This is a genomic window from Streptomyces sp. SDr-06 (assembly GCF_003324565.1).
Lineage (GTDB): Bacteria > Actinomycetota > Actinomycetes > Streptomycetales > Streptomycetaceae > Streptomyces.
The window spans coordinates 279,133-304,447 of sequence record NZ_QOLA01000005.1; the positions used below are offsets into that span (position 1 = coordinate 279,133).

The window sequence follows — 25,315 nt, forward strand, 5'->3', positions numbered from 1 at the left end:
ACGTGGTGCGGGCCTGACGGCGTACGACGTCAGTGGGAGTGACCGTGACCGTGGCCGTGACCGGCCTCGGCCTCCTCCTCGGCCGGCTTCTCGACGACCAGGGTCTCGGTCGTGAGCAGCAGGGAGGCGATGGAGGCGGCGTTCTCCAGGGCGGAGCGGGTGACCTTGACCGGGTCGATGACGCCGGCCTTGACCAGGTCGCCGTACTCGCCGGTGGCGGCGTTGAAGCCGAAGCCCTTGTCGAGCTCGCCCACCTTGGAGGTGATGACGTAGCCCTCGAGGCCGGCGTTCTCGGCGATCCAGCGCAGCGGCTCGACGACGGCGCGGCGGACGACCGCGACACCGGTGGCCTCGTCGCCGGACTTGTCGAGGTTGCCCTCCAGAACCTTGGCGGCGTGCACCAGGGCGGAGCCACCACCGGAGACGATGCCCTCCTCGACCGCGGCGCGGGTCGCGGAGATGGCGTCCTCCAGACGGTGCTTGCGCTCCTTGAGCTCGACCTCGGTGGCGGCACCGACCTTGATCACGCACACGCCGCCGGCCAGCTTCGCGAGGCGCTCCTGGAGCTTCTCGCGGTCCCAGTCGGAGTCCGTGGCCTCGATCTCGGCCTTGATCTGGTTGACGCGGCCCTCGACGTCGGCGCTGTTGCCGCCGCCGTCGACGATCGTGGTGTCGTCCTTGGTGATGGTGACGCGGCGCGCGGTGCCGAGCACCTCGAGACCGGCCTGGTCCAGCTTGAGGCCGACCTCTTCGGCGATGACGGTCGCGCCGGTGAGGGTGGCGATGTCCTGGAGCATGGCCTTGCGGCGGTCGCCGAAGCCCGGGGCCTTGACGGCCACGGCGTTGAACGTGCCGCGGATCTTGTTGACGACCAGGGTGGAGAGCGCCTCGCCCTCGACGTCCTCGGCGATGATCAGGAGCGGCTTGGAGGCGCCGGCCTGGATGACCTTCTCCAGGAGCGGCAGCAGGTCCTGGATCGAGGAGATCTTGCCCTGGTTGATCAGGATGTACGGGTCGTCGAGGACGGCCTCCATACGCTCCTGGTCGGTGACCATGTAGTGCGAGAGGTAGCCCTTGTCGAAGGCCATGCCCTCGGTGAACTCCAGCTCCACACCGAAGGTGTTGGACTCCTCGACGGTGATGACACCGTCCTTGCCGACCTTGTCCATGGCCTCGGCGATGAGCTCGCCGATCTGCTTGTCCTGGGCGGACAGCGCGGCGACGGCGGCGATGTCGGTCTTGTCCTCGATCGGACGGGCGGTCGCGAGGAGCTCGTCGGAGACGGCCTTGACCGCGGCGTCGATGCCCTTCTTCAGGGCGGCCGGGGAGGCGCCGGCGGCGACGTTGCGCAGACCCTCGCGGACCAGCGCCTGGGCCAGCACGGTCGCGGTGGTGGTGCCGTCACCCGCGATGTCGTTGGTCTTGGTCGCCACCTCCTTGACGAGCTGGGCGCCCAGGTTCTCGTACGGGTCGTCGAGCTCGACCTCGCGCGCGATGGTGACACCGTCGTTGGTGATGGTGGGGGCGCCGAACTTCTTGTCGATGACGACGTTGCGGCCCTTGGGGCCGATCGTCACCTTGACGGTGTCGGCAAGCTTGTTGACGCCGCGCTCAAGGGCGCGACGGGCGTCCTCGTCGAACTTCAGGATCTTCGCCATGGGAGCGGTTCAGCCCTCTCGAAAACTCGGGTTAATGACACTGCGCCCCTCGCCGCCCGGCAATCAGCGGGGTGACCAGGGGCGCAGCTCTCAAAGCGTTTCGCTTCGAAGAAGTACTTCGGTGAATTACTTCTCGATGATCGCGAGCACGTCGCGAGCCGAGAGGACGAGGTACTCGTCGCCGTTGTACTTCACCTCGGTGCCGCCGTACTTGCTGTACAGCACGACATCGCCGACCTTGACGTCGAGCGGCAGGCGCTCGCCGTTCTCGAAGCGGCCCGGGCCCACGGCGAGGACGGCGCCCTCCTGGGGCTTCTCCTTCGCGGTGTCCGGAATGACCAGGCCCGAGGCCGTGGTCTGCTCGGCGTCGAGCGGCTGGACCACAATGCGGTCCTCGAGCGGCTTGATGGCAACCTTGGAGCTGGCGGTCGTCACGATCCGGTCTCCCCCTTCGGAGATCTCACGGGGTTAACTGTCTGGGGTGGCGACCAGGTGGATCCGTCGTCGCGGGTGCCGGACCTGCCCGTCGCTGTGTTGGCACTCTCCGGTGGGGAGTGCCAGAAGCGAGACTAGGACGGCGATTAGCACTCGGTCAAGCGGAGTGCCAATCTGCCACCGCCGCGGCGGACCCCGGCGGGGCGCGGGCCCGCCTGTGTGACCCTGGACGGCATGCGCATTCTGGTCGTCGAGGACGAAACCGGGCTCGCCGACTCGCTGCGTCGGGGCATTTCCGCCGAGGGGCACTGGGTCGACGTCGCCCACGACGGCCACCGCGGCCTCGACCTCGCGCTCACCGGCGGCTACGACGCGGTCGTGCTCGACCTGATGCTGCCGGGGCTCGGCGGCTACGAGATCTGCCGCCGCATGCGGCGGCTCGGCGACCCGACCCCGGTCCTGATACTGACCGCCAAGGACGGCGAGTACGACGAGGCCGACGGGCTCGACTCGGGGGCCGACGACTACCTGACCAAGCCGTTCTCGTTCGTGGTGCTGCTCGCCCGGCTCCGGGCGCTGGGCCGCCGGGCCGGAGCCGCCCGCCCGGGCCCGCTCCAGGCGGGCGACCTCACCCTCGACCCGGCCGCCCGGCGCTGCCGGCGCGGCGAGCGCGAGATCGAGCTGACCGCGCGCGAAGTGGCCGTGCTCGCCTGCCTGATGGCCGACCCGGGCCGGGCCGTCGCCAAGCAGCACATCCTCGACGAGGTCTGGGACAGCGCGGCGGGCCCCGACGGCGCGATCGACCCGAACATCGTCGAGGTCTATGTCTCCTCGCTCAGGAAGAAGATCGATGCTCCGTTCGGCCGCCGCTCGATCCTGACCGTGCACGGGGTGGGCTACCGGTTGGCTCCCGATGGCGGCTGAACCGCCGCGCGGGGCCCGGCGGCCGCTGCCCCGGACCGTGCGCGGGAAGGTCGCCGCGGCCGCCGCCCTCGCGATGGCGCTGCTGCTCGCCGCGGGCGGGATCTGGCTCTACATCGTGCTGCGCTCCAACCTCCTGGACAACACCACCGGCCGCACCGAACTGGCCGCCCGCAAGGTCGCCGCCCAGGTCGACGCGGGCACCGCACGCGAGCTGCTGCTGCCGCCGGACGGCGGGGTCGACCTGGTCATGGTCCTGGACGAGCGGGGCCGGGTGACCGCGGCGAGCCAGGAGACGGCCGCCCCGGAGGAGCTGGCCGGATTCCGGCCGCCCGAGGGCCAGGACTCGGCGTCCCGGACCCTGAACGATCAGGGCCGCCACGAGGTCGCCGTCGTCGTCCGCGCCCAGCTGCCGGGCGGCCCCGCGAGCTATGTGTACGGGATGACCGTGCTCAGCGACGTGGACGACGCGACCGCGGCCATCGCCTGGGCCCTGCTCGCCAGCGCCCCGCCGCTGATCGCGCTCGCCGCGGCCATCGCCTGGGCCGGCACCGGGCTCGCGCTGCGCCCGGTGACCTCGATCCGCACCGAGCTCGCCGAGGTCAGCTCCAGCGAGCTGGACCGCCGGGTGCCCGACCCCGGCGGCGCCGACGAGATCGCGCTGCTCGCCCGGACCGTGAACGCCACCCTGGACCGCCTCGAACAGGCCCACGTCCGCCAGCGCGAGTTCGTCGCCGACGCCTCGCACGAACTGCGCAACCCCATCGCCGCGGTCCGCTCCCGGCTCGAAATCGCCCTCGCCGCACCGGACTCGGCCTCGGTGCGGGCCGCGCTCGACGACACCGAGCGGCTCCAGCGGATCGCCGCCGACCTCCTGCTCCTGGCCCGCCTCGACGCCCACCCCCAGCCCCTGGCCGAGCCGGTCGACCTGGCGCTGCTCGCGGCCGAGGACACCGCCCGCCGCCGCGGCGCCCGGGTCCCGGTCGAGCTGCTGGCCGACGCTCCCGTGCCGGTGCGCGGCGACCCGGCGCAGCTGGAGCGGATGCTGGCCAACCTCGTCGACAACGCGGTGCGCCACGCCCGTACGGCGGTACGGGTGCGGGCCGCCCGCGAAGGCCCGGACGCGGTCCTCGCCGTCAGCGACGACGGGCCCGGCGTCCCGGCCTCCGACCGGTCCCGGATCTTCGAGCGCTTCGTACGCCTGGACACCGCCCGCGCCCGGGAGAGCGGCGGCACCGGGCTCGGGCTCGCCATCGCCCGGGAGATCGCGCGGGCGCACGGCGGCGAGCTGTCGGCCGGGGCGGGCCCGGGCGCGACGTTCACGGTGCGCCTGCCGGGGCGGTTCTGAGCCGGCGCGTCCACGAGGGAGGGCGTACGGGTTCTGAAGGCGTCTTCAGGACTCTCAGGATTCCTTCAGCGCCGGGGGCCCAGCATCGGTCGGCGTGAGCCACCGTCGAACGAGCCGCAGCCGAACGACCAGCCGCCGCCGGAAGCGCTCCGGCCCGGTGCGCCTGGTGCGCGCGTTCGCCGTCGCCGCCGTCGTCCTGGTGCTGTGCGCGCTGGCCGGCGGCTGGTACCTCTACCGCGATCTGGCCGGAAGCATCGGCACCTCGCACGCGCTCGGCGACGACGCGCCGAGGTCGGTGGGCGGGGACACCAACATCCTGCTGATGGGCCTGGACAGCCGCAAGGACCAGAACGGCGAGGACCTGCCGCCGGAGGTCCTCGACAAGCTGCACGCGGGCAGCGGCGACATCGGCGGCTACAACACCAACACCCTGATCCTGTTGCACGTGCCGGCCGGCGGCGGCCGGGCGAAGGCGTTCTCCGTGCCCCGCGACGACCTGGTCGACATCTTCCCCAAGCCACCGGCGGGGGGATCTCCGGGCCACGGCCAGGACAAGATCAAGAAGGCGTACGGCCTTGAGAAGGCCCGGACCGAGGAGAAGCTGGCGGCCCAGGGCGTCACCGACCGGCGGAAGCTGGAGACGGCGGGCCGCGAGGCGGGACGCCGGGCCGAGATCGAGACCGTGCGCGCCTTCCTCGGCGTGCCGATCGACCACTTCGCCGAGATCAACCTCGCCGGGTTCTACCACCTGGCCGACGCCCTGGACGGGGTGACGGTCTGTCTGAAGAAGCCGGTGAAGGACCGGTACTCGGGGGCCGACTTCCCGGCCGGGAAGCAGACCCTCGACGGGCAGCAGTCGCTGGCGTTCGTACGGCAGCGGCACGGGCTCGACGGCGGCGACCTGGACCGTACGCGCCGCCAGCAGGCCTTCCTCGCCTCGGCGACGCACAAGCTCGACTCGGCGGGCACCTTCACCGACCCGGTCCGGCTGCTGAACCTGATGAACACGGCCAAGCGGGACCTCGTCACCGACAAGGGCTGGGACCTGCTGTCCTTCGTCAAGCAGGCCAAGAACCTCTCGGGCGGGAACGTGGAGTTCACGACGCTGCCGATCGAGCGGTTCGCCAAGCACCGGGGCGAGGACGTCAACATCGTCGACCCCGCGACGATCAAGCGGCTGGTCGCCGAAGGCATCGCGCCGGTGCGCTCCACCCCGCCCGCCGCGCCCCAGGACCCGCCGAAGCCGGGACCGAGCAAGGCCCCCGGGCCGGGCCGGGCGCCGGGTGGTGCGGTCATCGACGGCGGCCGCATCCCGTGCGTGAACTGATCCGGGCCTGGCGCTCCGGGTGTGCTCAGAGGTAGTCCTCCAGGCGGCCCACCGTGAGTCCCTGCGCCTCGATCTCGTCGAGGATCCGCGCGGTCAGCCGGGTCGCGCCCGCGTCCCCGCCCGCGCCGGGGCCCGGCAGGTGGGCCCGCACGATGTCGCCGGGCCGCAGCCGGTGGGGGCCCTCGGCGTACCGCAGCCCGTCGGCCGTCATCGTGGCGCGGGCCAGCACCACCGCCGTTACCCCGCACTCGCGCGCGGCACGCAGGGTGGTCGCGTCGTAGGCACCGTACGGCGGCCGGAACAGGTGCGGGCGGGTGCCGAACCGGGCGGCGAGCCGGTCCTGCTGGCCGCAGATCTCCGCGCGCTGCGCCGGGTGGCCCAGGGTGCGCAGGTCGGGGTGGTGCAGGGTGTGGTTGTGCACCCCGGCGCCCAGCGCGCGCAGCGCGTCGACGCGGTCGTAGCCGGGCGCGGCCACGCTGCCGGTGAGGAACAGGGCGATCGGCAGCTTGAGGTCGCGGACCATCCGGGGAAGGGCCGGGTCGGTGCCGGGCCCGCCGTCGAAGGTCAGGAAGACCACGTCGGAGCGGACCGGGACGCGGTCGACGACGAAGGGCAGCGCGGGCCGGGCGCCGGTCGGGCGCGGGGCGGGCGTGAGCGGCGCGGCCAGGCCCCAGCGCCGGGCGGCGGCCCGGGTGTCGGGACCGGCCCGCGGCGCGACCTTCTGCGCGGCCTTGCGCCCGAGCCGCTCGAACGGGTCGACGGGGGCGGTCGGCTCGGTGCATCCGGCCAGCGGGCCAAGCAGCGCACCGGCGGCGAGCAGCCCGGCCAGGGCCGCCCGGAGCCGGTGCGCGCGCTTCACCGCGGCTCCCCTGGCACGGTCACACGTAGTCCTCTAGGCGGGCCACGGCGTACCCCTTGTCGGTGATCACCTTCATCACCTGGCGGACCATGTCGGGCATGGTGCCGTTCCAGTCCTCGCGGCCGCGGAAGTGGGTGAGGATGATGTCGCCGGGGTGCAGGTCGCGGTCCCACTCGCGCCATTCCATGTGGTCAGTGAAGGCCTCCTCCGCCCACAGCGGGGCGGCCTTGATGCCGCAGGACTGGGCGGCCTTGAGGGTGTCCTCGTTGTAGTTGCCGTACGGCGGCCGGAACAGCCGGGGCCGGGCGCCCGCCCACTGCCCGATCTTGTCCTGCTGGTCGCAGATCTCGTGCCGCTGCTCGTCGTAGGAGAGCGCGGGCATGTAGCGGTGGTTGAGGGTGTGGTTGTTGAGCGTGACCCCGAGGCCCTGCATCTTCTTGAAGTACTCGTGGTCGTTCTTGACCAGGTAGTCGCTGAGGAACGCGCTGTAGGGGATGCGCAGTTCCTGCATCATCTTCAGGAAGGTGGGGTCCTTCTCGGCGCCGTCGTCGATCGTCAGGAAGACGATGCGGTCCTTGGTGGGGACGGTGGTGAAGACGGGCGGCAGCGAGTCTCCCCCCTCCGTCTCGAACCCGGGGCGGTTGGTGATCCGCGGCTTGACCGCGGGCGGGGCGGGCGCGAGCAGCGGGGGCTTGGCGAGTCCCCACTTCTTGACGGCCGCGAGCCGGGCGGCCTCGGCGCGCTTGAGCTGCTCGGAGTAGCCGGTGAGGGCTCCGGCGGGGCCCTGCTGGGCGGCCTGGGCGCCGGGTCTGCCGGACCCGCCGTCCTCGGAGGAGCAGCCGGAGACGAGCAGGGCGGCGCCGAGCCCGAGGGCGACACAGGCGACCTTCGTCCGGGATTTACCCTTTTGTCGTACTAGTTGCATGGCGCCGCATCCTGTCAGGCCCGCGCCCCGCCGCCCGGCCGACACCGCGGCCGCCGGCGCACCATCGCCCGGCTGGCCCACAGCGCGGCGGCGGCTGGACGACAATGACGGGGTGAACGACCTCGACACCTTCTCCCTGCTGCTCACCGACGAGGGCCGCGCCCTGCTCGCCTCCCTGCGGGAGTACGACCCCGCCCAGGAGCTGTCGGTCGCCACCCGGCTGCGCCGCGACCACGAGGCGGGCCTGGTGTCGGCGGCGCTCGGGCAGGCGCGGCTGCGGCAGCGGGCGGTGGCGAAGTTCGGCGCGGCCGACGCGCACCGGATGTTCTTCACGCCCAACGGCGTCGAGCAGTCCACCCGCACCTCGGTCGCCACCCACCGCGCGAAGACCTTCGCCGCACACGGCGTACGCGGCGTGGCCGACCTGTGCTGCGGCATCGGCGGCGACGCGCTGGCGCTCGCCCGGGCCGGGATCTCCGTCCTCGCCGTCGACCGCGACCCGCTGACGGCGGCGGTCGCCCGCGCCAACGCGGAGGCGCTCGGCCTCGCGGACCTGATCGAGGTGCGCTGCGCCGACGTCACCGACATCGACACGGCCGGGTACGACGCGGTCTTCGTGGACCCCGCCCGGCGCGGCGGCCGGGGCCGGATCTTCGACCCCGAGGCGTACTCGCCCCCGCTCTCCTGGGCGACCTCGGCGGCGCTCGCCGCGCCCTTCGCCGCGCTGAAGATCGCCCCCGGCATCCCGCACGAGGCGATCCCGCCGCAGGCCGAGGCGGAGTGGATCTCCGACGGGGGCGACGTCAAGGAGGCCGTGCTCTGGTTCGGCACCGGCGTGACCCCGGGCGCCTTCCGCGCCACCGTGCTGCCCGCGGCCGCCGCGCTGTGGGCCGCGGCCCCGCTCCCCGCGCCGCCGGTCGGGCCGGTCGGCCGCTACCTGCACGAGCCGGACGGCGCGGTCATCCGGGCCCACCTCGTCGCCGAGATCGCCGAGCGGTGCGGCGGTCGTCTGATCGACGAGACGATCGCGTACGTGACGAGCGACGAGCCGTATGTGTCCCCGTACACCTCGGCGTACGAGATCACCGACCAACTCCCGTTCAACATGAAGAAGTTGAAGGCGTTGCTGCGGGAGCGGGGGGTGGGGGTGCTGACGGTGAAGAAGCGCGGGTCCGCCGTGGAGCCGGAGGAGGTGCGCCGCAAGGTGAAGCCGCGGGGGCCGCACTCGGCGACGGTCTTCCTCACCAGAGTGGCCGGCGCCCCCACCATGCTCATCGGCCACCCCGCGTAACGTCCTCAATCGCCGGACGGGCTGAGGGTGCCAGCGCTGGGCCCCCTACAGGGGCGCGGGGAACTGCGCGAGGAGCGGGCACGGTCCGCAGATCGAAGGGGGTTGAGGGGCGCGAGCGACCCCGCACGGGCCGCGGACGAAAGCGGGGGGCGGGCCCCCGCAAGGCCTACGTGAGGTCCGTCAGTTCGTCCGCGTAGACCTGGGAGAGGGGCTGAGGCCCCACATACTGCTGGCAGTTGCACTGCGCCGACTCGAACCGCAGCGGCTTCTTGTTCTCGTCCCAGGCGACCGGAACCTCAACCCGCTCATGACACTTCCCCGCCTTGTCATGCTTGGCCAAGTGGTGCGTGCACCCGCACACCGGCTCCGGGGGCTTGTGCGCGGCCTCCAGCGCGAGCCGTTCCTGCCGGGCCGCCTCCAGACGCTCCATCCTGCGCTCGTGCCGCGTACGCAGCGCGGTGCGGCCGTTGTCGATGGCCCAGCCGAAGCCGCCCATCCAGAAAACGATCAGAATCCACCAATACCAGGCCATGACGACCGTCCTTCCCCCGGGATGTCACCGCGCCCTGCGCGGCAGCTCCAGAATAGGCCCGAGGTCAGCGCGGTGCTCCCAGCGCCAGGGACCGCAGCACCCAGCGCCGGTGCGCGGCGGCCTTCACCACGCCGACCAGCCCGGTCAGCCAGCAGATGAGGCCGAGCCCCATGCCGTACACGACCAGCGCGTACGTGTCGCGGCCCGGGTCGGCGGTCGCGGGCAGCACCAGGCAGACGCCGAGCCCCGCCGCGCACAGCAGCACCGAGGGCACCAGCCAGGCCAGGCTCAGGCCGGGCCTGCGCAGGTTCCGGTCGAGCACCGGGTCGCGGTCCAACTCGCCCCATTGGTGCAGGAGTTGGCGGATGCGCCGGTCCTTGCGCAGCCCGAACCCGACGGCGAGCCCGGTCGGGATCATCACGCCGAGGCCGAGCAGCAGGAACACCCCGCCGACGATCGCGGTGAGGACGTCGGTCAGCGAGGTGAGCGCCGTGCCGACCAGCGACCAGCCGAGCGCGAACAGCGCCGCGCACAGCCAGTGCAGCCCTAGTCGCCCCACCCCCAAATACCCTCTGACCAGCGCCTCGAGGACCCGCGCGCGATCGGCGAGCAGCGCGTTGCGGTCGGGCCAGGCCCGTATCTCGGCCGGGGGCGGAGAAGGGGGCAGCGACGAACGGGGCGACATGCGCCGAAGATTATCGGGGGCGCCGCACGGACAGGAGCCCGCCCTGCGTCATGTGCACAACAGTTGGCTGGTATCGGGCCCCCGGGGTGTCAGGCCCGTTCGAGGGGGTTGGCCGCGACGCGCCCCGACAAGCCGGCCGCCACCAGACCGGCGGCCGCACAGTCCGGCTTGCGCGCCGCCTGGTCCCGGAAGAGCCCGACGAGGGCCGCACCGAAGCCCAACCGCGGGTAGCGGCGCAGGAGTTCGTCCGGGAAGCCCGCGTCGAACGCGTCGAGCCCGCCGCCGGAGACATCGGCGGTGGTGCCGATCTGGAGGAGGTGACTCTCCACGTCCTGCTCCGCCGACACGTCGTCCCGCATGTGCAGCACGATGATCTCGGCCGCCCGGTCCCGCCGCGCCGTGTCCCAGCCGAGCCCGGCCGTGAACACCCGGGCGAGATGGCCCCCGGCCTCCTCGAAGGGCAGCGTGTGGCTGTCGAAGGGCGGGGTGAGCGCGAGGTCGTGCAGCAGCGCCGAGACGTACAACAGCTCGGCGTCGAAGGAGAGTCGGCGCTCCCGCGCGTACGCGGCGCCGAAGACGTAGGACCGTACCGAGTGGTGGTACAGCGCCTGGTCCGCGTACTCCGCGCACACCGTCCGCGCGGCCTCGCAGGCCCGGCCGCGCGGCATGTCCACTCCGGCGATCGACGTGCTGGACCCGTTCATGACTCCCCTCCCCGCCCGGGCCCGTCACCCGCGGCTCCCTGAGCCTAAACCGCAGGTGACACGGGCTCGGACGGGGGCGGACGGTCAGCGGGGCCCGTTCCGCCGCGCGGGCGTCGCCTCACGCGTCCCGCAGGGCCTGGAGGTCGAGCTTCTTCATGCCCATGACGGCCGCCATGACCCGGTCGGACTTCTCCGCGTCCTGGCCGAGCAGCTCGGGCAGTTCGGCGGGGACGATCTGCCAGGAGAGGCCGTACTTGTCCTTCAGCCAGCCGCACGGTCCCTCCTCGCCGCCCTCGCTCAGCCGCGACCAGAACCGGTCGATCTCGTCCTGGTCCTCACAGGACACCGCGAGCGAGAGCGCCTCCGTGAAGGAGAACTGCGGGCCGCCGTTGAGGGCGGTGAAGCGCTGGCCCGCCAGCTCGAAGTCGACGGTCATGACCGAGCCGGTCTCGCCGGGGGCCGACGCGGCGTAGTGGGTGATCCCCACGATGCGCGCGTCGCCGCCGAAGACGGAGACGTAGTGCTGGGCGGCTTCCTCGGCCTGGGTGTCGAACCAGAGGAAGGGGGTGATCTTCTGGGTGATCTTCGCGGACATCGGTCGGCCTCCTTGCCGTTGCCTGGCCCCCTGCGGGCGGCATCAACAGGTAGACCGGACCCGCGCACGGAACTCATCGCCGTGCGGGCCCTGGTGTCGCCTCCTCGCGGCCCGGCCGTTCCAGCAGAGCACCGCGCGGGGCGGGCGGCAACACGTGCCGGGCGGCCGGAGCCGGAGCCCCGGCCGCGTCCGGCGTGCGTCCTAGCCCTCGGCGATCTCCCGCACCTCCGAGGTGACGTCCCACTCGGCGCCGTGGATCTGCAGGAACCGCTTGGTCCACTCCAGGGCCTCCGCCTTGTCCTTGGCCTGGATCAGGGCGTAACCGCCGATGACCTCCTTGGACTCGGTGAACGGGCCGTCGGTGACGGTCAGCTCGCCGTGGTTCCAGCGGACCCGGGTGCCCTGGGCGGAGGGCGTGAGGCCCGCGGTGTCGAGCAGGACCCCGGCCTTGGTCATCTCGCCGATGAGCTCGCCCATCCGCTCCATGAGCTCGGGGCTCGGGCCGCCCGCGGGGGTGTTGTTCTCGTCGATGCGGACCATGGAAAGGTAGCGCGGCATGACCGTCTCCGTTCGTGCGAAGCGTGCGGTGCGGGGCTCGTTCCCCGCCTCTCACTCATACGTCGAACGGGAGACGGCCCGATCGACACCACCCGCGAAATCCGCCGGAATTTTTTTCCGGCGCCCTCAGGGGCTCGTGAGGATCACGAGCCGCTGGGTCGCCCGGGTCATCGCGACATAGCGGTCGACCGCCCCCTCCACGCCGTCGCCGAAGCCGTCCGGGTCGACGAGGACGACCAGATCGAACTCCAGCCCCTTCGACAGCTCCGGGGTCAGCCACCGCACGCGGGCGGTGTCCCGGAACCGGCTCGCCCCCAGCTCGCCGGTGCCGATGACGCAGGCGATCCCGTCCGTGTGCCCGGCGAGCCAGTCCTCCAGGACCGCGTCGAGCTCCGCGACGGACCCGTGGCCCACCGGGACGCCGCTGCCGCGGATCGAGGTCGGCACGTTGGCGTCCGGCAGCACGGCCCGGATCACCGGCTCGGCGTGCGTCATCACCTCTTGCGGCGTGCGGTAGTTGATGCTCAGGGAGGCCACGTCGCAGCGGTCGAGGCCGATCCGCTCAAGGCGTTCGCGCCACGACTCGGTGAAGCCGTGCCGGGCCTGGGCGCGGTCCCCGACGATGGTGAAGCTCTTCGACGGGCAGCGCAGCAGCAGCATCTGCCACTCCGCGTCCGTCAGCTCCTGGGCCTCGTCCACGACGACGTGCGCGAACGGGCCGGCGAGCAGGTCCGGTTCGGCGGTGGGCAGGGCGCTCTCGTCGATCAGGGTGTCCTGGAGGTCCTTGCCGCGCAGCATCCGCACGGCGCCTTCGGAGTCGTCTCCGGCCGAGTCGAAGTTCGCGGCCGTGACGATCTCGTCGATGACGCCGGCCATGCGGGCCCGCTCGGCGGCGACCACCGCGTCGTGCCGCCGCCTGCGCCGCTCCGTCCCCGGGTCGCCGAGCCGCTGCCGGGCGGCGTCCAGGAGCGGCAGGTCGGACACGGTCCAGGCCTGCGCGTCCGCGCGTTGCAGTCGGCGTACGTCGTCGGGGCCGAGCCAGGGCGCGCACAGCCGGAGATAGGCGGGCACCGACCACAGGTCGCCGACGAGGTCGGTCGCTTCGAGCAGCGGCCACGCGCCGTTGACGGTGTCGACCAGTTCCCGGTCCTGGAGCAGCACCCCGCGGAACTCCTCGGGCGTCACCTCGTCGCCGTCGTGCCGGTCGAGCAGGATCGTGACCAGCGCATCCCAGACCTGCTCACGCCCCTCGTTGTGTGGGGTGCCGGGCCCGGGCGCCGCGAACGCCTCGGCCCAGTCGTCGGCGCCGAGCCGGAGGTCGGACCAGGGGGTGGTGACGGTCATGGGGTCGGTGGGCGGCTCCTCGTAGAACCGGACGGCCCTCTCGACGGCCTTCACCATCTCCGCGGACGCCTTCAGCCGGGCCACCTCGGGGTCGCTCTCGTCCCCGGCCGAGGCCCCCTCGGCGACGAGGTCCCGCAGCACGCAGGTCCGCACGCCCTCCTCGCCGAGGCTGGGCAGGACGTCGGCCACGTAGTCGAGGTAGGGCCGGTGCGGGCCGACGAAGAGGACGCCGCCGCGGCGGTGGCCGAGGCGCGGGTCGGAGTAGAGCAGGTAGGCGGAGCGGTGCAGGGCGACGACGGTCTTGCCGGTGCCGGGGCCGCCGTCCACGACGAGGGCGCCGCGCGAGCCCGCCCGGATGATGGCGTCCTGGTCGGCCTGGATGGTGGAGAGGACGTCGCGCATCCGGGCCGAGCGGTTGGTGCCCAGGCTCGCGATGAAGGCGGACTGGTCGTCGAGCGCGGCATGGCCTTCGAGCCCGTCGGCGCTGAACACCTCGTCCCAGTAGTCGCTGATCCGGCCGCCGGTCCAGCGGTACCTGCGGCGGCTCGCGAGGCCCATCGGCTCGGCGTGGGTCGCCGCGAAGAACGGCTCGGCCGCGGGGGAACGCCAGTCGAGCAGCAGCCGCCGGCCCTCGCTGTCGGTGAGGCCGAGGCGTCCGACGTACAGCGGCTCGGCGTCGTCCGCGCCCACGATGCGGCCGAGGCACAGGTCGAGGCCGAAGCGGCGCAGGGTGCGCAGACGGCTGGTGGTGTGATGGACCTCGATGTCCCGGTCCATCGCCGCCCGGCCGATGCCGCCGGGTGACCGGCGCAGTTCGTCGAGCCGGGCGGACAGCTCGGTGATCGTCTGGTCGAGGCTCCGCGCGACGGCGGCGAAGTGCCGCTCGTCCTCCGCGATGAGCGCCGGGTCGGCCTTGGGGGAAAGACGGTCGGGCAGGTCGAAGGCGCTGGTGGTGGCACCGCGGAATTCAGAATCCGACAACTGAGCACGCACTTCGTGAATCTCCCATTTCCGCAGGTACTGGCCTGAGGCGAGCGATTCTGCGGCACTAGGGGGGCCTTGCCGCAAGCCCCCCGGTGCGCTATATCTTGAGAGTGGCAAGGAGAGGATTTACTCCTTGCCCTCTTTTTTTGTCCGGGCCTTCTGTCGACCCGCGGCCCTTTTGCTCGGGGCTTCGTCGGTTTTCCACCGGGTTCCGCCGGATTTCCGTCGGGGCTCGCGGGGGCCCGTCCTCGTCGTCCTAGACGTAGTCCTCCAGGCGGGCCACGGTGAAACCCTGCTCCTGGATGTGGCGCAGCATGTTCGCGGTCATCTCCGTCATGGAGGCGCCCTTGAGCTCCTTGGGGCCGCGGAAGTGCGCCAGGATGATGTCGCCCGGGTGCAGCTTCTTGTCACCGCGCTGGTACTGCATGTTCGTGATCTGCATCGACTCGCGCCACAGCACGATCGCCTGGAGGTCGCAGGACTTGGCGGCCGTCCGCGTGTTCTCGTTCCAGTTGCCGTACGGCGGCCGGAAGAGCCGGGGCGTCTTTCCGTACTCCTTGCCCAGCTTCTGTTCCTGGGTGCATATCTCGTTCTTCTGCGCGGCCTCGCCCAGGGTGCGCATGTTGGGGTGCGAGAGCGTGTGGTTCTCGATCGAGTTGCCGAGTTCCTGCAGCGGTTTGAAGTAGCCGTAGTCGTTGCGGATGATGTCGTCGGTCAGGAACATCGTGAAGGGGATCTTCAGGTCCTTCATCATCTCGACGAACTTGGGGTCCTTCTCGGCCCCGTCGTCGAACGTCACGAAGACGATCTTCTCCTTGGTGGGGATGTCGCTCACCACCGGCACCTCGCCCGGCTTCGCCTTCACCGGCTTCTCGGCCGGTGGGGCGGGCGGCGCCGCGAAGGGCTTGAGCCCCCACTTGCGGTACGCGGCCTCGGCCCCGGCGGTGTCGGTGCCCGGCGACGCCGACGAGGACGTGCCGCTGTCCTTGCCGGACGGGGTGGCCGCGGACGGTGTGCTGCCCGAGCCACCGCCCGACGAACAGCCCGCGACCATCAGAAGTCCGAAGACGGCCGCACCGACCGCCTTCTTGCGCACGAGCCAGCCCATGTTCAATTACCCGTCCGTTTCGGCCATCACCTGCTCATAGTTTGATGCCAAAAACGGTCACAAGGTTGCCTTGAACGATCAGGCGGGGACACGCGTCGCCCCGGTGGCGGCCGGGGAACCCGACGGGGGTGACCCGGTCCACGGAGGGAGCCAGGGGCGTCAGCCGACCGACTCGAAGCGCCAGCGGTGCACCGGCCGGGCCAGCAACTCCCCCTCGGGCTCGGCAAGTTCGGGCAGCTCGGCGTCGTAGGGCGCGTCCCACCAGGTGATGACGAGGACCCGGTCGCCCGGCGCGCGCAGGACCTCGCGGCGCAGCGGCACACCGTCCAGCGGCCGCTCCCGCACCCAGGCGAGCAGCTCGGCGCCGCGGCCCTCGGCGGCCCGGGCCTCCCACATCAGCGCGACGGTCATGAGTACAGGTTCTTCCTGCTGACCTCGTGCACGTGGTCGTGCGGGTGGGAGTGGGAGTGCGCCTCACCCGGTACGTGCGGCTCGGTGACCGGAAGCGAGGAGTCCGCCGAGAGTTCCAGGTCGGAGGAGGGCCGGTTCCTGGCCACCATCTCCGCGCCGAGAGCCGCGACCATCGCGCCGTTGTCGGTGCACAGGCCGGGCCGCGGCACCCGCAGCCGGATCCCGGCCCGCTCGCAGCGCTCCTGGGCGAGCGCCCGCAGCCGGGAGTTGGCGGCGACCCCGCCGCCGATCATCAGGTGGTCGACGCCCTCGTCCTTGCAGGCGCGTACGGCCTTGCGGGTCAGGACGTCCACCACGGCCTCCTGGAACGACGCGGCGACGTCGCGCACCGGCACCTCCTCGCCCGCCTTGCGCTTGGCCTCGATCCAGCGGGCCACGGCGGTCTTCAGGCCGGAGAAGGAGAAGTCGTACACCGGGTCGCGCGAGCCGGTCAGGCCGCGCGGGAACGCGATGGCGTTCGGGTCGCCCTCCCGGGCGAGCCGGTCGATGACCGGGCCGCCGGGGAAGCCGAGGTCGAGCACCCGGGCGATCTTGTCGAAGGCCTCGCCGGCCGCGTCGTCGATGGTGGCGCCCATGGGGCGGACGTCGGCGGTGATGTCGGGGGCGAGCAGCAGCGAGGAGTGGCCGCCGGAGACCAGCAGCGCCATGGTCGGCTCGGGCAGCGGCCCGTGCTCCAGCTGGTCGACGCAGATGTGCGAGGCGAGGTGGTTGACCCCGTACAGCGGCTTGTTCAGGGCGTACGCGTACGCCTTGGCCGCCGAGACGCCGACGAGCAGCGCTCCCGCGAGGCCGGGGCCCGCGGTGACGGCGATGCCGTCGAGGTCCTTCGCCGAGATGCCGGCGGTCTTCAGGGCGCGCTCGATGGTCGGCACCATCGCTTCGAGGTGGGCCCGCGAGGCGATCTCGGGGACCACGCCGCCGAACCGGGCGTGCGTGTCCACGGAGGAGGCCACGGCATCGGCGAGCAGCGTCGTACCGCGCACGATGCCGACGCCGGTCTCGTCGCAGGAGGTCTCGATGCCCAGTACGAGCGGTTCGTCAGCCATCAGTCAGTCTCTTCTGTTCCTTGGACGTGTTCCTGGACGGTCAGTCGCATGACGAGCGCGTCGACGTTGCCCGGCTGGTAGTAGCCGCGCCGGAAGCCGATGGGCTCGAAGCCGAAGCGCTCGTAGAGCTTCTGGGCCCGGGTGTTGTCCACGCGCACTTCGAGCAGGACCTCGTCGCACTCGAAGGCGGTGGCGTGCTTGAGCAGGTCGGTCAGTAGGCGGGCGCCGAGCCCGGTGCCCCACTGGTCGCGGGCGGCGGCGATGGTCTGGACATCGGCGAGGCCGCCCGCCGCGGCGAGCCCGGCGTAGCCCACGATCCGCCCCCGCGCGTCCTCGGCGACCACGTAGTGGCGGGTGGCGCCGGGTCCGCGGGCGTGGGCGAGCTCGGACCAGAACATCCCCGGCGACCAGGCGTCCTCGGGGAACAGCTCGTGTTCGAGGTCGAGCACCGGCGCGATGTCCCACCAGCGCATCTCGCGCAGCGACGGAGGGAGGTCGCCGCCGGACGGTGCCGCCGAGGGGCCGTGGCCGGGCGCGGGACTGGAGGTCACTGCGGGGTGACCACCTTGTAGTTCTTGGGCACCTGCGCGTCCGGGCGGCGCAGGTACAGCGGCGTCGGCGGCAGGAACTCCGAGCCCTCGGCGAGCTTGTACGCGGCCAGCGCCGCGAGCGCGCCCGCCGACTGGTACTCGGGACCCCGCGCCTCGGGGAACGCCTCCGGGTAGAGCAGGGCGCCCGCGCCGACGACCGGCAGTCCGGCCAGCTGGTCCGCGATGTCGGCGGGCCGGTCGACGGCGGGCTCGCCCGAGCGCGTCCGGAAGTCGTCGTAGCGGGCCCAGTAGACCTCCTTGCGGCGGGCGTCGGTGGCGACCGCGAAGGGGCCCTCGATGCCCGAGGCGTAGGCGAGCCCGTCCAGGGTGCACAGGCCGTGGACGGGGACGCCCAGCACCGAGCCGAAGGTCGCGGCGGTCACCAGGCCGACCCGCAGTCCGGTGTACGGGCCGGGGCCGACGCCGACGACCAGGTCCGTCACGGCTTCGAGGGTCAGGCCGGCCTCGGTGAGCACCCGGTCGACGGCGGGCAGCAGCAGCTCCCCGTGCCTGCGGGCGTCGACCTGACTCGACTCGGCGACGACGGCGGTGCCGTCGTGCAGGGCGACGGTGACGGCGGGGGTGGCGGTATCAACGGCGAGCAAGAGCACGCGAACAGCCTACGACCAAGGCGGCGGGGGCACGGCGTCCCGCCCGAGCCGTCACCTGCTGCTACCGTCAGCCGCAGGTATGACCGTAGACATGCACGTACGTACGAAAGGGGAAGCCCAGGTGGCAAGGAGCAGCACGGGATTCGTGGCCGGGCTCACCGCGGCCGCTCTCGCGGTGGTCGGCTTCCTCGCCTACCAGGCATCGGCGAGCGCGCCCCCGGCCGGTGCGCTCGCTGCCCCCGGCACCAGCGCGTCCCCGTCCGCGAAGCCGTCGAACGCGCCGCCCGCCGGCTCCCCCGCCTCCAAGCCCGACCTCACGGTGCCGGCCAACTCCGGCACCGGCGTCCGGGTCGTGTACTCGCTCGGCGCGAAGCGGGTGTGGCTGGCGGGCGTGACGAAGACGCCGCGGACCTTCGAGGTCGTGCCGTCCTCGATCAGCCCCAAGCCGGGCACGTACTTCGTGATGTCCCGCTCGGGCAACGTGACCGGCTCGGACGGCGTGGCCGTCGAGCACGTGGTGCGGTTCGCCAGCAGCGACAACGTGGCGATCGGCTTCAGCGCGGCGGTCAACGGCTCGATGGCGGGCCCCAAGGGGGACAAGAAGACCGGCGGCATCCGCATGACGCGGGCGGACGGCGACGCGATGTGGACGTTCGCCACCCGCAACTCGAAGGTCGTCGTCGTTCCGTAGGACCACGGCCGCACATCGTGCGGTACGGCGCCGCGGGCCCGGCCGACACCCGATAGGACTACGCGGCGTCCTGGCGCGCGTCACCCTCGTCGGCGGCCGGGGCCTGCTCGCGCGGCGGGGTCGACACGGCGCTGGCCGCGGCGCACGAGGCGAGCAGATCGTGTATCGACACCCCGGACTGCACCGGGACGCCCCGCGGGGCCTGCGGCTTCGCTTCGCGTTCCGGCACGGTCATGGCGGCCTCCTGAGGCTGCGGGAGAAGGCGCGGTTAGGTAGACCTAACCAGGTCTCTGACTCCATGTGACCACGCCTGGTGCGACCCGCGCAACATTTTGCCGACGTCTTGTCGGAACGTACGGCTCGCTCAAGCCCCGCCCGGGTTCCGCCTCAGAGGCCCTCGACCCCGGCACCGGCCCAGCGCGGCCCGATTCCGGTGATCGTGACGATCCGGCGGTCGTCGGAGTCGACGGCCGTTTCGCCCACGGCGCGGTCGATCAGCACCTGGAGCCGGTCCTCGGACAGCTCCTCGACCTTGCCCTCGCCCCACTCGACGACCACCACGGACTCGGGCAGCGACACGTCGAGGTCGAGGTCCTCCATCTCGTCGAGCCCGCCGCCGAGCCGGTACGCGTCCACGTGCACCAGCGCGGGACCGCCGACCAGCGAGGGGTGGACCCGGGCGATGACGAAGGTGGGAGAGGTGACGGCGCCGCGCACGCCGAGGCCCTCGCCGAGCCCGCGGGTGAGGGTCGTCTTTCCGGCGCCGAGCTCCCCGGTGAGCATCACCAGGTCGCCGGGGCGGAGCAGTTTGGCGATACGGCGCCCCAACTCCTGCATTTCGGAAGGGGAGTTGAGGGTCAGACGGGTGCCGGCGTCAGCCGCCGGGCTGCTGTGCGGTGCTTCCATACGTCCCAACGTTAGCGGCCTGCGGCACCGCCCCGACCCGGGCCAGGAGATCCGCGAGGCGGTCGGTGACCGTCTCGGGGTGCTCCAGCATCACCAGGTGGCCGCCGTCCGGCACGATGACCAGCTCCGCGTCGGGCAGCAGATCGGCGATGGCCTCGCTGTGCGAGCTGGGCGTGACCAGGTCGCGGTCGCCGGCCAGGACCAGGACGGGGACCTCCGCGAAGATCGCCAGGGCCGCCGTCTTGTCGTGCTCGGAGAACGCCGGGTAGAACTCCGCGACCACGTCGATCGGGGTGCCCTCGATCATCCGCTCGGCGAACCGGGCGACCGCCGGGTCGACGTCCTTGGAGGAGAACGAGTACCGCTTGATCATGCCCGCGAACAGGTCGGCCGTCGCCCGCCGCCCCCGCTCCACCAGCTCGGCCTGCGAGCCCAGCGCCTTGAGCACGCCGGGCAGCACCCGGCGCACCGCGTTGACCCCGGCCACCGGCAGCCCGTAGTTGACCTCGCCGAGCTTTCCCGAGGACGTGCCGACGAAGGCGACGCCCACCACGCGGTCCCGGATGAGCTCGGGGAACTGGTCGGCCAGGGCCATGATCGTCATGCCGCCCATGGAGTGGCCGACCAGGACGAGCGGGCCCTCGGGGGCGGCCGCGTCGATGACGGCCTTCAGGTCGCGGCCGAGCTGGTCGATGTCGACCGGCACGCCGTCGCGCTGGGCCTTGCCGCGGTCCGAGCGGCCGTGGCTGCGCTGGTCCCAGTGCACCGTGCGCAGCACCCCGCGCAGGGCCGCCCGCTGGAAGTGCCAGGAGTCCTGGCTGAGGCAGTAGCCGTGCGAGAACACCACGGTGACCGGGGCCGGGACCTTGCGGCCGAAGAGCCGGCGCTTGCGCGAGCCGTTGGCGCCCGCCTCCGGCTCGACCTCGTCGGTCTCGTAGTACAGGACGGTACCGTCGTCGGCGACCGCCTTGCCCGGCATGCCGCGCAGCGACCCGTAGGGCCCGGACGCGTCGAGCGCGAGCCGCGCCTTCCTGCGCATCCCGCGCCCCACCGTCAGCCGCTCTATGGCGACCCCGGCCGCCGCGCCCGCCGCGACCACGCCTATCGCCGCCCCCGCGATCCCGGCGAGGCGCCAGTTCCCCACCGCCGACTGGGCATCCTGGACCGCGGATACGACGGCGTCCCCCGTACTGCTCTCGCTCACCGTGCCGCTCCGCTCTTACTCGTCGTCGTCGGAACACTCATTCACGTAGACGCGGGGCACCCGTGAACCGATGCGCGTCACGATCTCGTAGCCGATGGTGTCGGCCGCCCGCGCCCAGTCCTCGGCCGTGGGCTCCCCGTGGTCACCCGGTCCGAACAGCACGGCCCGGTCACCCGGTTCGACCCTGTCCCCCTCAAGGTCGACCACGAACTGATCCATGGCAATGCGGCCCGCCGCGGTACGTACTTTCCCGCCCACCAGAACCGGACCGCGCCCCGAGGCGTGCCGCGGGATGCCGTCCGCGTACCCGAGCGGCACGAGACCGAGCGTGGTCTCGTGCTCGGTGACGTAGTGATGCCCGTAACTGACGCCGTGACCCGCCGGGACCTGCTTGGTGAGCGCGACCGACGCGGACAGCGTCATGACCGGCCGCAGGCCGAGCTCGCGCGAGGTGCCGAGCTCCGGCGCCGGGGAGATGCCGTACATCGCGATGCCGGTCCGGACGAGGTCGTAGTGGGCCTCGGGGAGGGTGAGCGTGGCCGGGGAGTTGGCGATGTGCCGCACCTCCGGCTCGGCGCCCGCCTTCCGGGCGAACGCGGTCATCTCCTGGAACACCGAGAGCTGGGCGGCGATCGAGGGGTGGCCCGGCTCGTCGGCGCAGGCCAGGTGCGACCACAGACCGGTGACGTTCACCTCGGGGGTGGCGAGCGCCGCGTGCACCAGTTCCGGCCAGTCGGCGGGCTGGCAGCCGTTGCGGCCGAGCCCCGTGTCGGCCTTGAGCTGGATCCTGGCCGTGCGCCCGGCGGCGCGGGCGGCGTCGGTGACCTCCCGCAGCGCCCACATGCCGCTGACCGAGACGTCGATGTCCGCCTCGATCGCCTCCCGCCAGGGCCCGCCCGGCGTCCACAGCCAGCACATCATGCGGCCCCGGTCGCCGGCCGCCCGCAGGGCCAGCGCCTCCTGCGGGGTGGCGGTGCCGAGCCAGGCGGCGCCCGCCTGGCGCGCCGCCCGGGCGCACGGCACCGCGCCGTGCCCGTAGGCGTCCGCCTTCACCACGGCCATCAGCAGCGCGCCGGACGAACGGGCGCGCAGCGTCCGTACGTTGGCGCGCAGCGCGCCCAGGTCGATCTCGGCGCGGGCGCGTTCGGCGGGGGCAAGAGTCTTCGCGGTCATCGCGCCCAGTCTCTCAGAGCGCACGAGGACTCGGATTGTGCCGCAGGACACACCGCCCCCGCGGCCGGGTTCAGGTGCCGTCGCGGTGTCCCCACACATAGACGGCGTCGCCGGTGCGCAGGACGTCCCACAGCTTGCGCGCGTCGGTCAGGCTGAGGTTCACACAGCCCTCGCTGCCGACCGAGGTGTACACGCTGTGGTAGATGGCGTGGAAGGCCTGCCCGCCGTCGAAGAACTGGGCGTACGGCATGGACTGGTGGTAGATCGTCGACCAGTGGTTCTTGTGCCGCCAGTAGACCTTGTGCCAGCCGCCCCGGGTGGGCAGCGAGGCCCGTCCGCTGCGGATGGGCACCGGCCCGAAGGTCACCTTCCTGCCGCTCTGCACCCACATCAACTGCCGCGTCAGATCCACGCACGCGACCCGCTGCGCCTTCACCGGGCACTTGTGCGCGGCGTTGGGATTCTTGCGCGCGGACAGGAACTGCATCCTGGACCAGGTGACCGGCCCGGCGAACCCGATGGCCGGGGAAATCCCCTGCGCCTGCTGGAACTTGCGGATGGCGGCGCAGTCCGAGGCGGACTGCCTGCCGTCCGCCTTGAGCCCCAGCCAGCGCTCGACCTGCTTCTGGTACGGCCCGGTCTTGGCGGTGCAACTTCCGGGCTTCGCGGCGACCTCGCTCTGCGGTACGTACTCCACGAGCCGGTACGCGCCCTCCGGCGCCGCGACGGGTTCGACCCGGTCCTCCGCGGCGCCGGGCTGGTAGACGAGCGGCGGCAGCACCTGGTCGGGGGTGTCCATCGGCGCCGCCTGCCCCTCGGTCACGACCCCCGGCACCAGCACCTCGGCGGTCTCGTGCAGGCCGCCGCCCGGCGCGGGGACGGCGGGCGCGATGCCGCCGGTGTCGGCCTCGCCCGGCGCGGGCGGGGCGGGAGGCGCCGGTGCGACGGGGCGGACGGGCGGCGGGGGCAGCGGGTCCCCGGTACCGGGCGCGGCGGCCCCGACCGTGAGGACGGCCGCGAGCACCAGCCCGCAGGCTCCCCATTTCTGGCGTTTCTTACGTTTTTGTCCCTGGCTCATGTGCCCAGCGAACCCCGCGCCCCGGGCGTGTCGCGGAAGCCGCGCGGCACATGTCACCCGGCGGCGGGCGGCGGGGCGCCCCCGCGGGCGCGGCGGCGGTGTGCGGGGGCCCCGCGAAGGCGGCCCCCGTCAGCCGCGGCGCCCGCCCGGCGCCCTCACCCGGCCGAAGCGCGAGCCACGTCCCGCCACACGCCCGGCAGCGCCTCGGCCACCGCGTACGCCGTCGTGGGGGCGCCCTGGGCGGCGTGCCGCCCGGCCAGGCCGTGCAGGTAGGCGGCCGCCGACGCCGCGTCCCGGGCGGGCAGGCCGGTGGCGAGCAGGGAGCCCGCGAGGCCCGAGAGGACGTCGCCGCTGCCCGCGGTGGCGAGCCAGGGGGTGCCGGTCGGGTTGACCCGGACCGGCCCGTCGGCGTCCGCGACCAGAGTGGTCGAACCCTTCAGGAGGACGGTGGCGCCATAGCGCGCGGCCAGCTCCCGCACCGAGACGAGCCGCTCCGCCTCGACCCGCTCGCGCGGGACGCCGAGCAGCGCGGCCGCCTCGCCCGCGTGCGGGGTCAGCAGGGTGGCGGCGGGGCGGGCCCGTACGGCATCGGGGTCGAGCCCGCGCAGTCCGTCCGCGTCCACCAGGACCGGCACGTCCGACGCGAGCACCTCCTCGACGCCCGGGCCGTCGCCGAGCCCGGGGCCCACCACCCAGGCCTGCACCCGGCCGGCCTTGGCGGGCGGCCCGTCCGACACCAGGGTCTCGGGGAAGCGCGCGATCACCGCGTCGCCGCCGGGGCCGACATAACGCACGGCCCCGGCCCCGCCGCGCAGCGCCCCGGCGACCGCGAGGACGGCCGCGCCGGGGTAGCGGGCCGACCCGGCCACGACCCCGACGACACCCCTGCGGTACTTGTCGCTCTCGGCGGCCGGGGTGGGCAACAGGTCGGCCACGGCGGCGTGCTGGAGGGCCTCGACGGCCGGGACGGAGGGGAGGTCGAGGCCGATCGGGACGAGCCGCACGGCCCCCGCGTACTCGCGCGCCGGGTCGATGAGCAGGCCTGGCTTGTACGCGCCGAACGTGACCGTGGCGTCCGCCCGCAGCGCCTCGCCGGACACCGCGCCGGTGCCCGCGTCCACGCCGCTGGGCAGGTCCACGGCGACGACCAGCGCGTTGGAGCCGCGGGCGGCGCGGGCCACGGGCACCGCGTCGGGGCGCAGACCGCCGCGGCCACCGATGCCGGTGATGCCGTCGAGTACGAGGTCGGCGACGGCCAGCACCTCGTACGGGTCGTCGGCGACCCGGCCGCCGGCCCGGGTGAGGGCGGCGAGCCCCTCGGGGTGGGCGCGGTCGGGGGCGAGCAGCACCGCGCTGACGCCCGCGCCGCGGCGGGCCAGGCGGGCGCCGGCGTACAGGGCGTCCCCGCCGTTGTCGCCGCTGCCGACGAGCAGGACGACTCTGGTGCCGTACACCCGGCCGAGCAGGTCCGCGCAGGCGGCGGCGAGGCCTGCGGCGGCGCGCTGCATGAGGGTGCCGGGTGGGAGCCGGGCCATGAGCTCGGCCTCCGCGGCCCGGACGGTGTCGACGTCATAGCCAGTACGCATGCCGCCCACTCTCCCCCACCCCGCCCCTCCCCGAAACCCGCCGGGCTCCCGGCCAGCCCCGCCCAGCCGCAGTCCCCCGCACCCGCCAACCCCGCCTCCGCCCGCGGACCGTGCTCGCTTCTCGCGCAGTTCCCCGCGCCCCTGGCAGCATGCGGTGACCGCGCCCCTGTAGGGGGGGCCAGCAGGGGCAACCTCAGCCCGTCCGGCGTTTGAGGACGAGCGCCCTTTAGGCGCGAACGGGGGTGTGGGGGCGGAGCCCCCGCCGGGGTCCGAGGGGCGGAGCCCCTCAGGGGGTCTGGGGCGGGGCCCCAGGGGTCAGCCCTCGGCGATGACCACCGCCGACGCCACCCCCGCATCGTGGCTGAGCGAAACATGCCAGTGCCGAACCCCCAGCTCGGCCGCCCGAGCGGCAACAGACCCCCGCACCCGAAGCCGCGGCTGCCCACTCTCCTCCACGTACACCTCCGCATCCGTCCACAGCAGCCCCGCCGGCGCCCCCAGCGCCTTCGCGAGCGCCTCCTTCGCGGCGAACCGCACCGCAAGCGAGGCGACCCCGCGCCGCTCCCCGCCGGGCAGTATCAGCTCGCTGTCCACGAACAGCCGCCGCAGCATCGCGGGAGTCCGCTCGATGGACTCCCCGAACCGCTCGACCTCGGCCACGTCGATCCCGACCCCGATGATCACG

At 73.0% G+C, this 25,315-nt stretch carries 27 protein-coding genes; 5 read left to right on the forward strand and 22 right to left on the reverse strand.

Going from position 1 to position 25,315, the window contains the following annotated elements:
* Positions 1 to 29: 29 nt before the first annotated feature.
* Both groL and groES read right to left on the reverse strand, forming a co-directional pair.
* A complete protein-coding gene (groL, locus tag DT019_RS14230; protein ID WP_114037152.1) occupies positions 30 to 1,658 on the reverse strand; it encodes a chaperonin GroEL in 1,629 nt (542 codons plus the stop codon).
* 126 nt (positions 1,659 to 1,784) lie between these two features.
* Positions 1,785 to 2,093, reverse strand: coding sequence for a co-chaperone GroES (gene groES, locus DT019_RS14235; RefSeq protein WP_004955293.1), 309 nt, complete (start codon positions 2,091 to 2,093; stop codon positions 1,785 to 1,787).
* A 234-nt stretch (positions 2,094 to 2,327) separates the two neighbouring features.
* On the opposite strand from groES, the gene DT019_RS14240 reads away from it, so the two are divergent.
* From DT019_RS14240 to DT019_RS14250, 3 genes are all read left to right on the forward strand, one after another.
* Positions 2,328 to 3,017, forward strand: coding sequence for a response regulator transcription factor (locus tag DT019_RS14240; RefSeq protein WP_114037272.1), 690 nt, complete (start codon positions 2,328 to 2,330; stop codon positions 3,015 to 3,017).
* Entirely contained in the window at positions 3,007 to 4,362 is a 1,356-nt protein-coding gene (locus DT019_RS14245; RefSeq protein WP_114037153.1) for a sensor histidine kinase, read from the forward strand. Before DT019_RS14240 ends, DT019_RS14245 begins: the two co-directional genes overlap by 11 nt.
* Before the next feature lie 94 nt (positions 4,363 to 4,456).
* Complete coding sequence (locus DT019_RS14250) at positions 4,457 to 5,689, forward strand: LCP family protein (protein WP_223279491.1); 1,233 nt, start codon at positions 4,457 to 4,459, stop codon at positions 5,687 to 5,689.
* Positions 5,690 to 5,714: 25 nt separating this feature from the next.
* On the opposite strand, the gene DT019_RS14255 is transcribed toward DT019_RS14250, so the two are convergent.
* Positions 5,715 to 6,548, reverse strand: coding sequence for a polysaccharide deacetylase family protein (locus tag DT019_RS14255; RefSeq protein WP_223279492.1), 834 nt, complete (start codon positions 6,546 to 6,548; stop codon positions 5,715 to 5,717).
* Between the two features lie 19 nt (positions 6,549 to 6,567).
* Positions 6,568 to 7,473 carry a polysaccharide deacetylase family protein gene (locus DT019_RS14260; RefSeq protein WP_114037154.1) on the reverse strand — a complete coding sequence of 302 codons (906 nt, stop codon included), beginning with the start codon at positions 7,471 to 7,473 and terminating at the stop codon, positions 6,568 to 6,570.
* Between the two features lie 112 nt (positions 7,474 to 7,585).
* Between DT019_RS14260 and DT019_RS14265 the strand changes: the two genes are divergently transcribed.
* On the forward strand, positions 7,586 to 8,764 hold the full coding sequence (locus tag DT019_RS14265) for a THUMP-like domain-containing protein (RefSeq protein WP_411292708.1): 1,179 nt from the start codon (positions 7,586 to 7,588) through the stop codon (positions 8,762 to 8,764).
* Positions 8,765 to 8,930: 166 nt separating this feature from the next.
* Here DT019_RS14265 and DT019_RS14270 read toward each other — a convergent pair whose 3' ends face one another.
* From DT019_RS14270 to tsaB, 11 genes are all read right to left on the reverse strand, one after another.
* Positions 8,931 to 9,296 (reverse strand): hypothetical protein, encoded by a 366-nt coding sequence (locus DT019_RS14270; protein WP_114037155.1) that lies wholly within the window; start codon positions 9,294 to 9,296, stop codon positions 8,931 to 8,933.
* A 64-nt stretch (positions 9,297 to 9,360) separates the two neighbouring features.
* Complete coding sequence (locus DT019_RS14275) at positions 9,361 to 9,981, reverse strand: hypothetical protein (protein WP_114037156.1); 621 nt, start codon at positions 9,979 to 9,981, stop codon at positions 9,361 to 9,363.
* 89 nt (positions 9,982 to 10,070) lie between these two features.
* On the reverse strand, positions 10,071 to 10,685 hold the full coding sequence (locus tag DT019_RS14280; RefSeq protein WP_114037157.1) for an HD domain-containing protein: 615 nt from the start codon (positions 10,683 to 10,685) through the stop codon (positions 10,071 to 10,073).
* A 118-nt stretch (positions 10,686 to 10,803) separates the two neighbouring features.
* On the reverse strand, positions 10,804 to 11,280 hold the full coding sequence (locus DT019_RS14285) for a VOC family protein (RefSeq protein WP_114037158.1): 477 nt from the start codon (positions 11,278 to 11,280) through the stop codon (positions 10,804 to 10,806).
* 201 nt (positions 11,281 to 11,481) lie between these two features.
* The gene (locus tag DT019_RS14290; RefSeq protein ID WP_114037159.1) at positions 11,482 to 11,838 is read right to left on the reverse strand and encodes a YciI family protein; all 357 of its coding nucleotides are present in this window, start codon (positions 11,836 to 11,838) and stop codon (positions 11,482 to 11,484) included.
* Positions 11,839 to 11,964: 126 nt separating this feature from the next.
* Entirely contained in the window at positions 11,965 to 14,163 is a 2,199-nt protein-coding gene (helR, locus tag DT019_RS14295; protein WP_114037160.1) for an RNA polymerase recycling motor ATPase HelR, read from the reverse strand.
* A gap of 259 nt (positions 14,164 to 14,422) precedes the next feature.
* Positions 14,423 to 15,274, reverse strand: coding sequence for a polysaccharide deacetylase family protein (locus DT019_RS14300; RefSeq protein ID WP_114037161.1), 852 nt, complete (start codon positions 15,272 to 15,274; stop codon positions 14,423 to 14,425).
* Between the two features lie 159 nt (positions 15,275 to 15,433).
* A complete protein-coding gene (locus tag DT019_RS14305; protein WP_114037162.1) occupies positions 15,434 to 15,685 on the reverse strand; it encodes a hypothetical protein in 252 nt (83 codons plus the stop codon).
* Entirely contained in the window at positions 15,682 to 16,791 is a 1,110-nt protein-coding gene (tsaD, locus tag DT019_RS14310; protein ID WP_114037163.1) for a tRNA (adenosine(37)-N6)-threonylcarbamoyltransferase complex transferase subunit TsaD, read from the reverse strand. The genes DT019_RS14305 and tsaD overlap by 4 nt, the downstream gene beginning before the upstream one ends.
* Complete coding sequence (gene rimI / locus DT019_RS14315; RefSeq protein WP_114037274.1) at positions 16,791 to 17,264, reverse strand: ribosomal protein S18-alanine N-acetyltransferase; 474 nt, start codon at positions 17,262 to 17,264, stop codon at positions 16,791 to 16,793. Before rimI ends, tsaD begins: the two co-directional genes overlap by 1 nt.
* 74 nt (positions 17,265 to 17,338) lie before the next feature.
* Positions 17,339 to 17,992: a tRNA (adenosine(37)-N6)-threonylcarbamoyltransferase complex dimerization subunit type 1 TsaB gene (gene tsaB, locus DT019_RS14320; RefSeq protein WP_114037164.1), complete on the reverse strand. Its 654-nt coding sequence runs from the start codon at positions 17,990 to 17,992 to the stop codon at positions 17,339 to 17,341.
* Between the two features lie 145 nt (positions 17,993 to 18,137).
* On the opposite strand from tsaB, the gene DT019_RS14325 reads away from it, so the two are divergent.
* Positions 18,138 to 18,683, forward strand: coding sequence for a hypothetical protein (locus DT019_RS14325; protein WP_114037165.1), 546 nt, complete (start codon positions 18,138 to 18,140; stop codon positions 18,681 to 18,683).
* Between the two features lie 58 nt (positions 18,684 to 18,741).
* Here DT019_RS14325 and DT019_RS39545 read toward each other — a convergent pair whose 3' ends face one another.
* The 7 genes from DT019_RS39545 to DT019_RS14355 all read right to left on the reverse strand — a co-directional run bounded on the left by DT019_RS39545 (position 18,742) and on the right by DT019_RS14355 (position 25,314).
* Positions 18,742 to 18,918: a hypothetical protein gene (locus DT019_RS39545; protein WP_189389521.1), complete on the reverse strand. Its 177-nt coding sequence runs from the start codon at positions 18,916 to 18,918 to the stop codon at positions 18,742 to 18,744.
* Positions 18,919 to 19,070: 152 nt separating this feature from the next.
* Complete coding sequence (gene tsaE, locus DT019_RS14330) at positions 19,071 to 19,589, reverse strand: tRNA (adenosine(37)-N6)-threonylcarbamoyltransferase complex ATPase subunit type 1 TsaE (protein WP_114037166.1); 519 nt, start codon at positions 19,587 to 19,589, stop codon at positions 19,071 to 19,073.
* Complete coding sequence (locus tag DT019_RS14335; RefSeq protein ID WP_114037167.1) at positions 19,558 to 20,793, reverse strand: alpha/beta fold hydrolase; 1,236 nt, start codon at positions 20,791 to 20,793, stop codon at positions 19,558 to 19,560. The genes tsaE and DT019_RS14335 overlap by 32 nt, the downstream gene beginning before the upstream one ends.
* A gap of 15 nt (positions 20,794 to 20,808) precedes the next feature.
* Positions 20,809 to 21,966 (reverse strand): alanine racemase, encoded by a 1,158-nt coding sequence (gene alr, locus DT019_RS14340; protein ID WP_114037168.1) that lies wholly within the window; start codon positions 21,964 to 21,966, stop codon positions 20,809 to 20,811.
* A gap of 70 nt (positions 21,967 to 22,036) precedes the next feature.
* Entirely contained in the window at positions 22,037 to 23,044 is a 1,008-nt protein-coding gene (locus DT019_RS14345; protein WP_114037169.1) for a L,D-transpeptidase, read from the reverse strand.
* Positions 23,045 to 23,199: 155 nt separating this feature from the next.
* Entirely contained in the window at positions 23,200 to 24,630 is a 1,431-nt protein-coding gene (locus DT019_RS14350; protein WP_114037170.1) for an NAD(P)H-hydrate dehydratase, read from the reverse strand.
* 315 nt (positions 24,631 to 24,945) lie between these two features.
* Positions 24,946 to 25,314, reverse strand: coding sequence for a holo-ACP synthase (locus tag DT019_RS14355; protein ID WP_114037171.1), 369 nt, complete (start codon positions 25,312 to 25,314; stop codon positions 24,946 to 24,948).
* Position 25,315 lies beyond the last annotated feature (1 nt).

Coding starts and splice junctions, on each gene's coding strand:
- groL (WP_114037152.1), bottom strand. CDS start 1,658: ATGGCGAAGATCCTGAAGTTCGACGAGGACGCCCGTCGCGCCCTTGAG.
- DT019_RS14240 (WP_114037272.1), top strand. CDS start 2,328: ATGCGCATTCTGGTCGTCGAGGACGAAACCGGGCTCGCCGACTCGCTG.
- DT019_RS14245 (WP_114037153.1), top strand. CDS start 3,007: ATGGCGGCTGAACCGCCGCGCGGGGCCCGGCGGCCGCTGCCCCGGACC.
- DT019_RS14260 (WP_114037154.1), bottom strand. CDS start 7,473: ATGCAACTAGTACGACAAAAGGGTAAATCCCGGACGAAGGTCGCCTGT.
- DT019_RS14270 (WP_114037155.1), bottom strand. CDS start 9,296: ATGGCCTGGTATTGGTGGATTCTGATCGTTTTCTGGATGGGCGGCTTC.
- DT019_RS14275 (WP_114037156.1), bottom strand. CDS start 9,981: ATGTCGCCCCGTTCGTCGCTGCCCCCTTCTCCGCCCCCGGCCGAGATA.
- DT019_RS14280 (WP_114037157.1), bottom strand. CDS start 10,685: ATGAACGGGTCCAGCACGTCGATCGCCGGAGTGGACATGCCGCGCGGC.
- DT019_RS14285 (WP_114037158.1), bottom strand. CDS start 11,280: ATGTCCGCGAAGATCACCCAGAAGATCACCCCCTTCCTCTGGTTCGAC.
- DT019_RS14290 (WP_114037159.1), bottom strand. CDS start 11,838: ATGCCGCGCTACCTTTCCATGGTCCGCATCGACGAGAACAACACCCCC.
- DT019_RS14300 (WP_114037161.1), bottom strand. CDS start 15,274: ATGGGCTGGCTCGTGCGCAAGAAGGCGGTCGGTGCGGCCGTCTTCGGA.
- DT019_RS14305 (WP_114037162.1), bottom strand. CDS start 15,685: ATGACCGTCGCGCTGATGTGGGAGGCCCGGGCCGCCGAGGGCCGCGGC.
- tsaD (WP_114037163.1), bottom strand. CDS start 16,791: ATGGCTGACGAACCGCTCGTACTGGGCATCGAGACCTCCTGCGACGAG.
- rimI (WP_114037274.1), bottom strand. CDS start 17,264: ATGCGCTGGTGGGACATCGCGCCGGTGCTCGACCTCGAACACGAGCTG.
- DT019_RS39545 (WP_189389521.1), bottom strand. CDS start 18,918: ATGACCGTGCCGGAACGCGAAGCGAAGCCGCAGGCCCCGCGGGGCGTC.
- tsaE (WP_114037166.1), bottom strand. CDS start 19,589: ATGGAAGCACCGCACAGCAGCCCGGCGGCTGACGCCGGCACCCGTCTG.
- alr (WP_114037168.1), bottom strand. CDS start 21,966: ATGACCGCGAAGACTCTTGCCCCCGCCGAACGCGCCCGCGCCGAGATC.
- DT019_RS14345 (WP_114037169.1), bottom strand. CDS start 23,044: ATGAGCCAGGGACAAAAACGTAAGAAACGCCAGAAATGGGGAGCCTGC.
- DT019_RS14350 (WP_114037170.1), bottom strand. CDS start 24,630: ATGCGTACTGGCTATGACGTCGACACCGTCCGGGCCGCGGAGGCCGAG.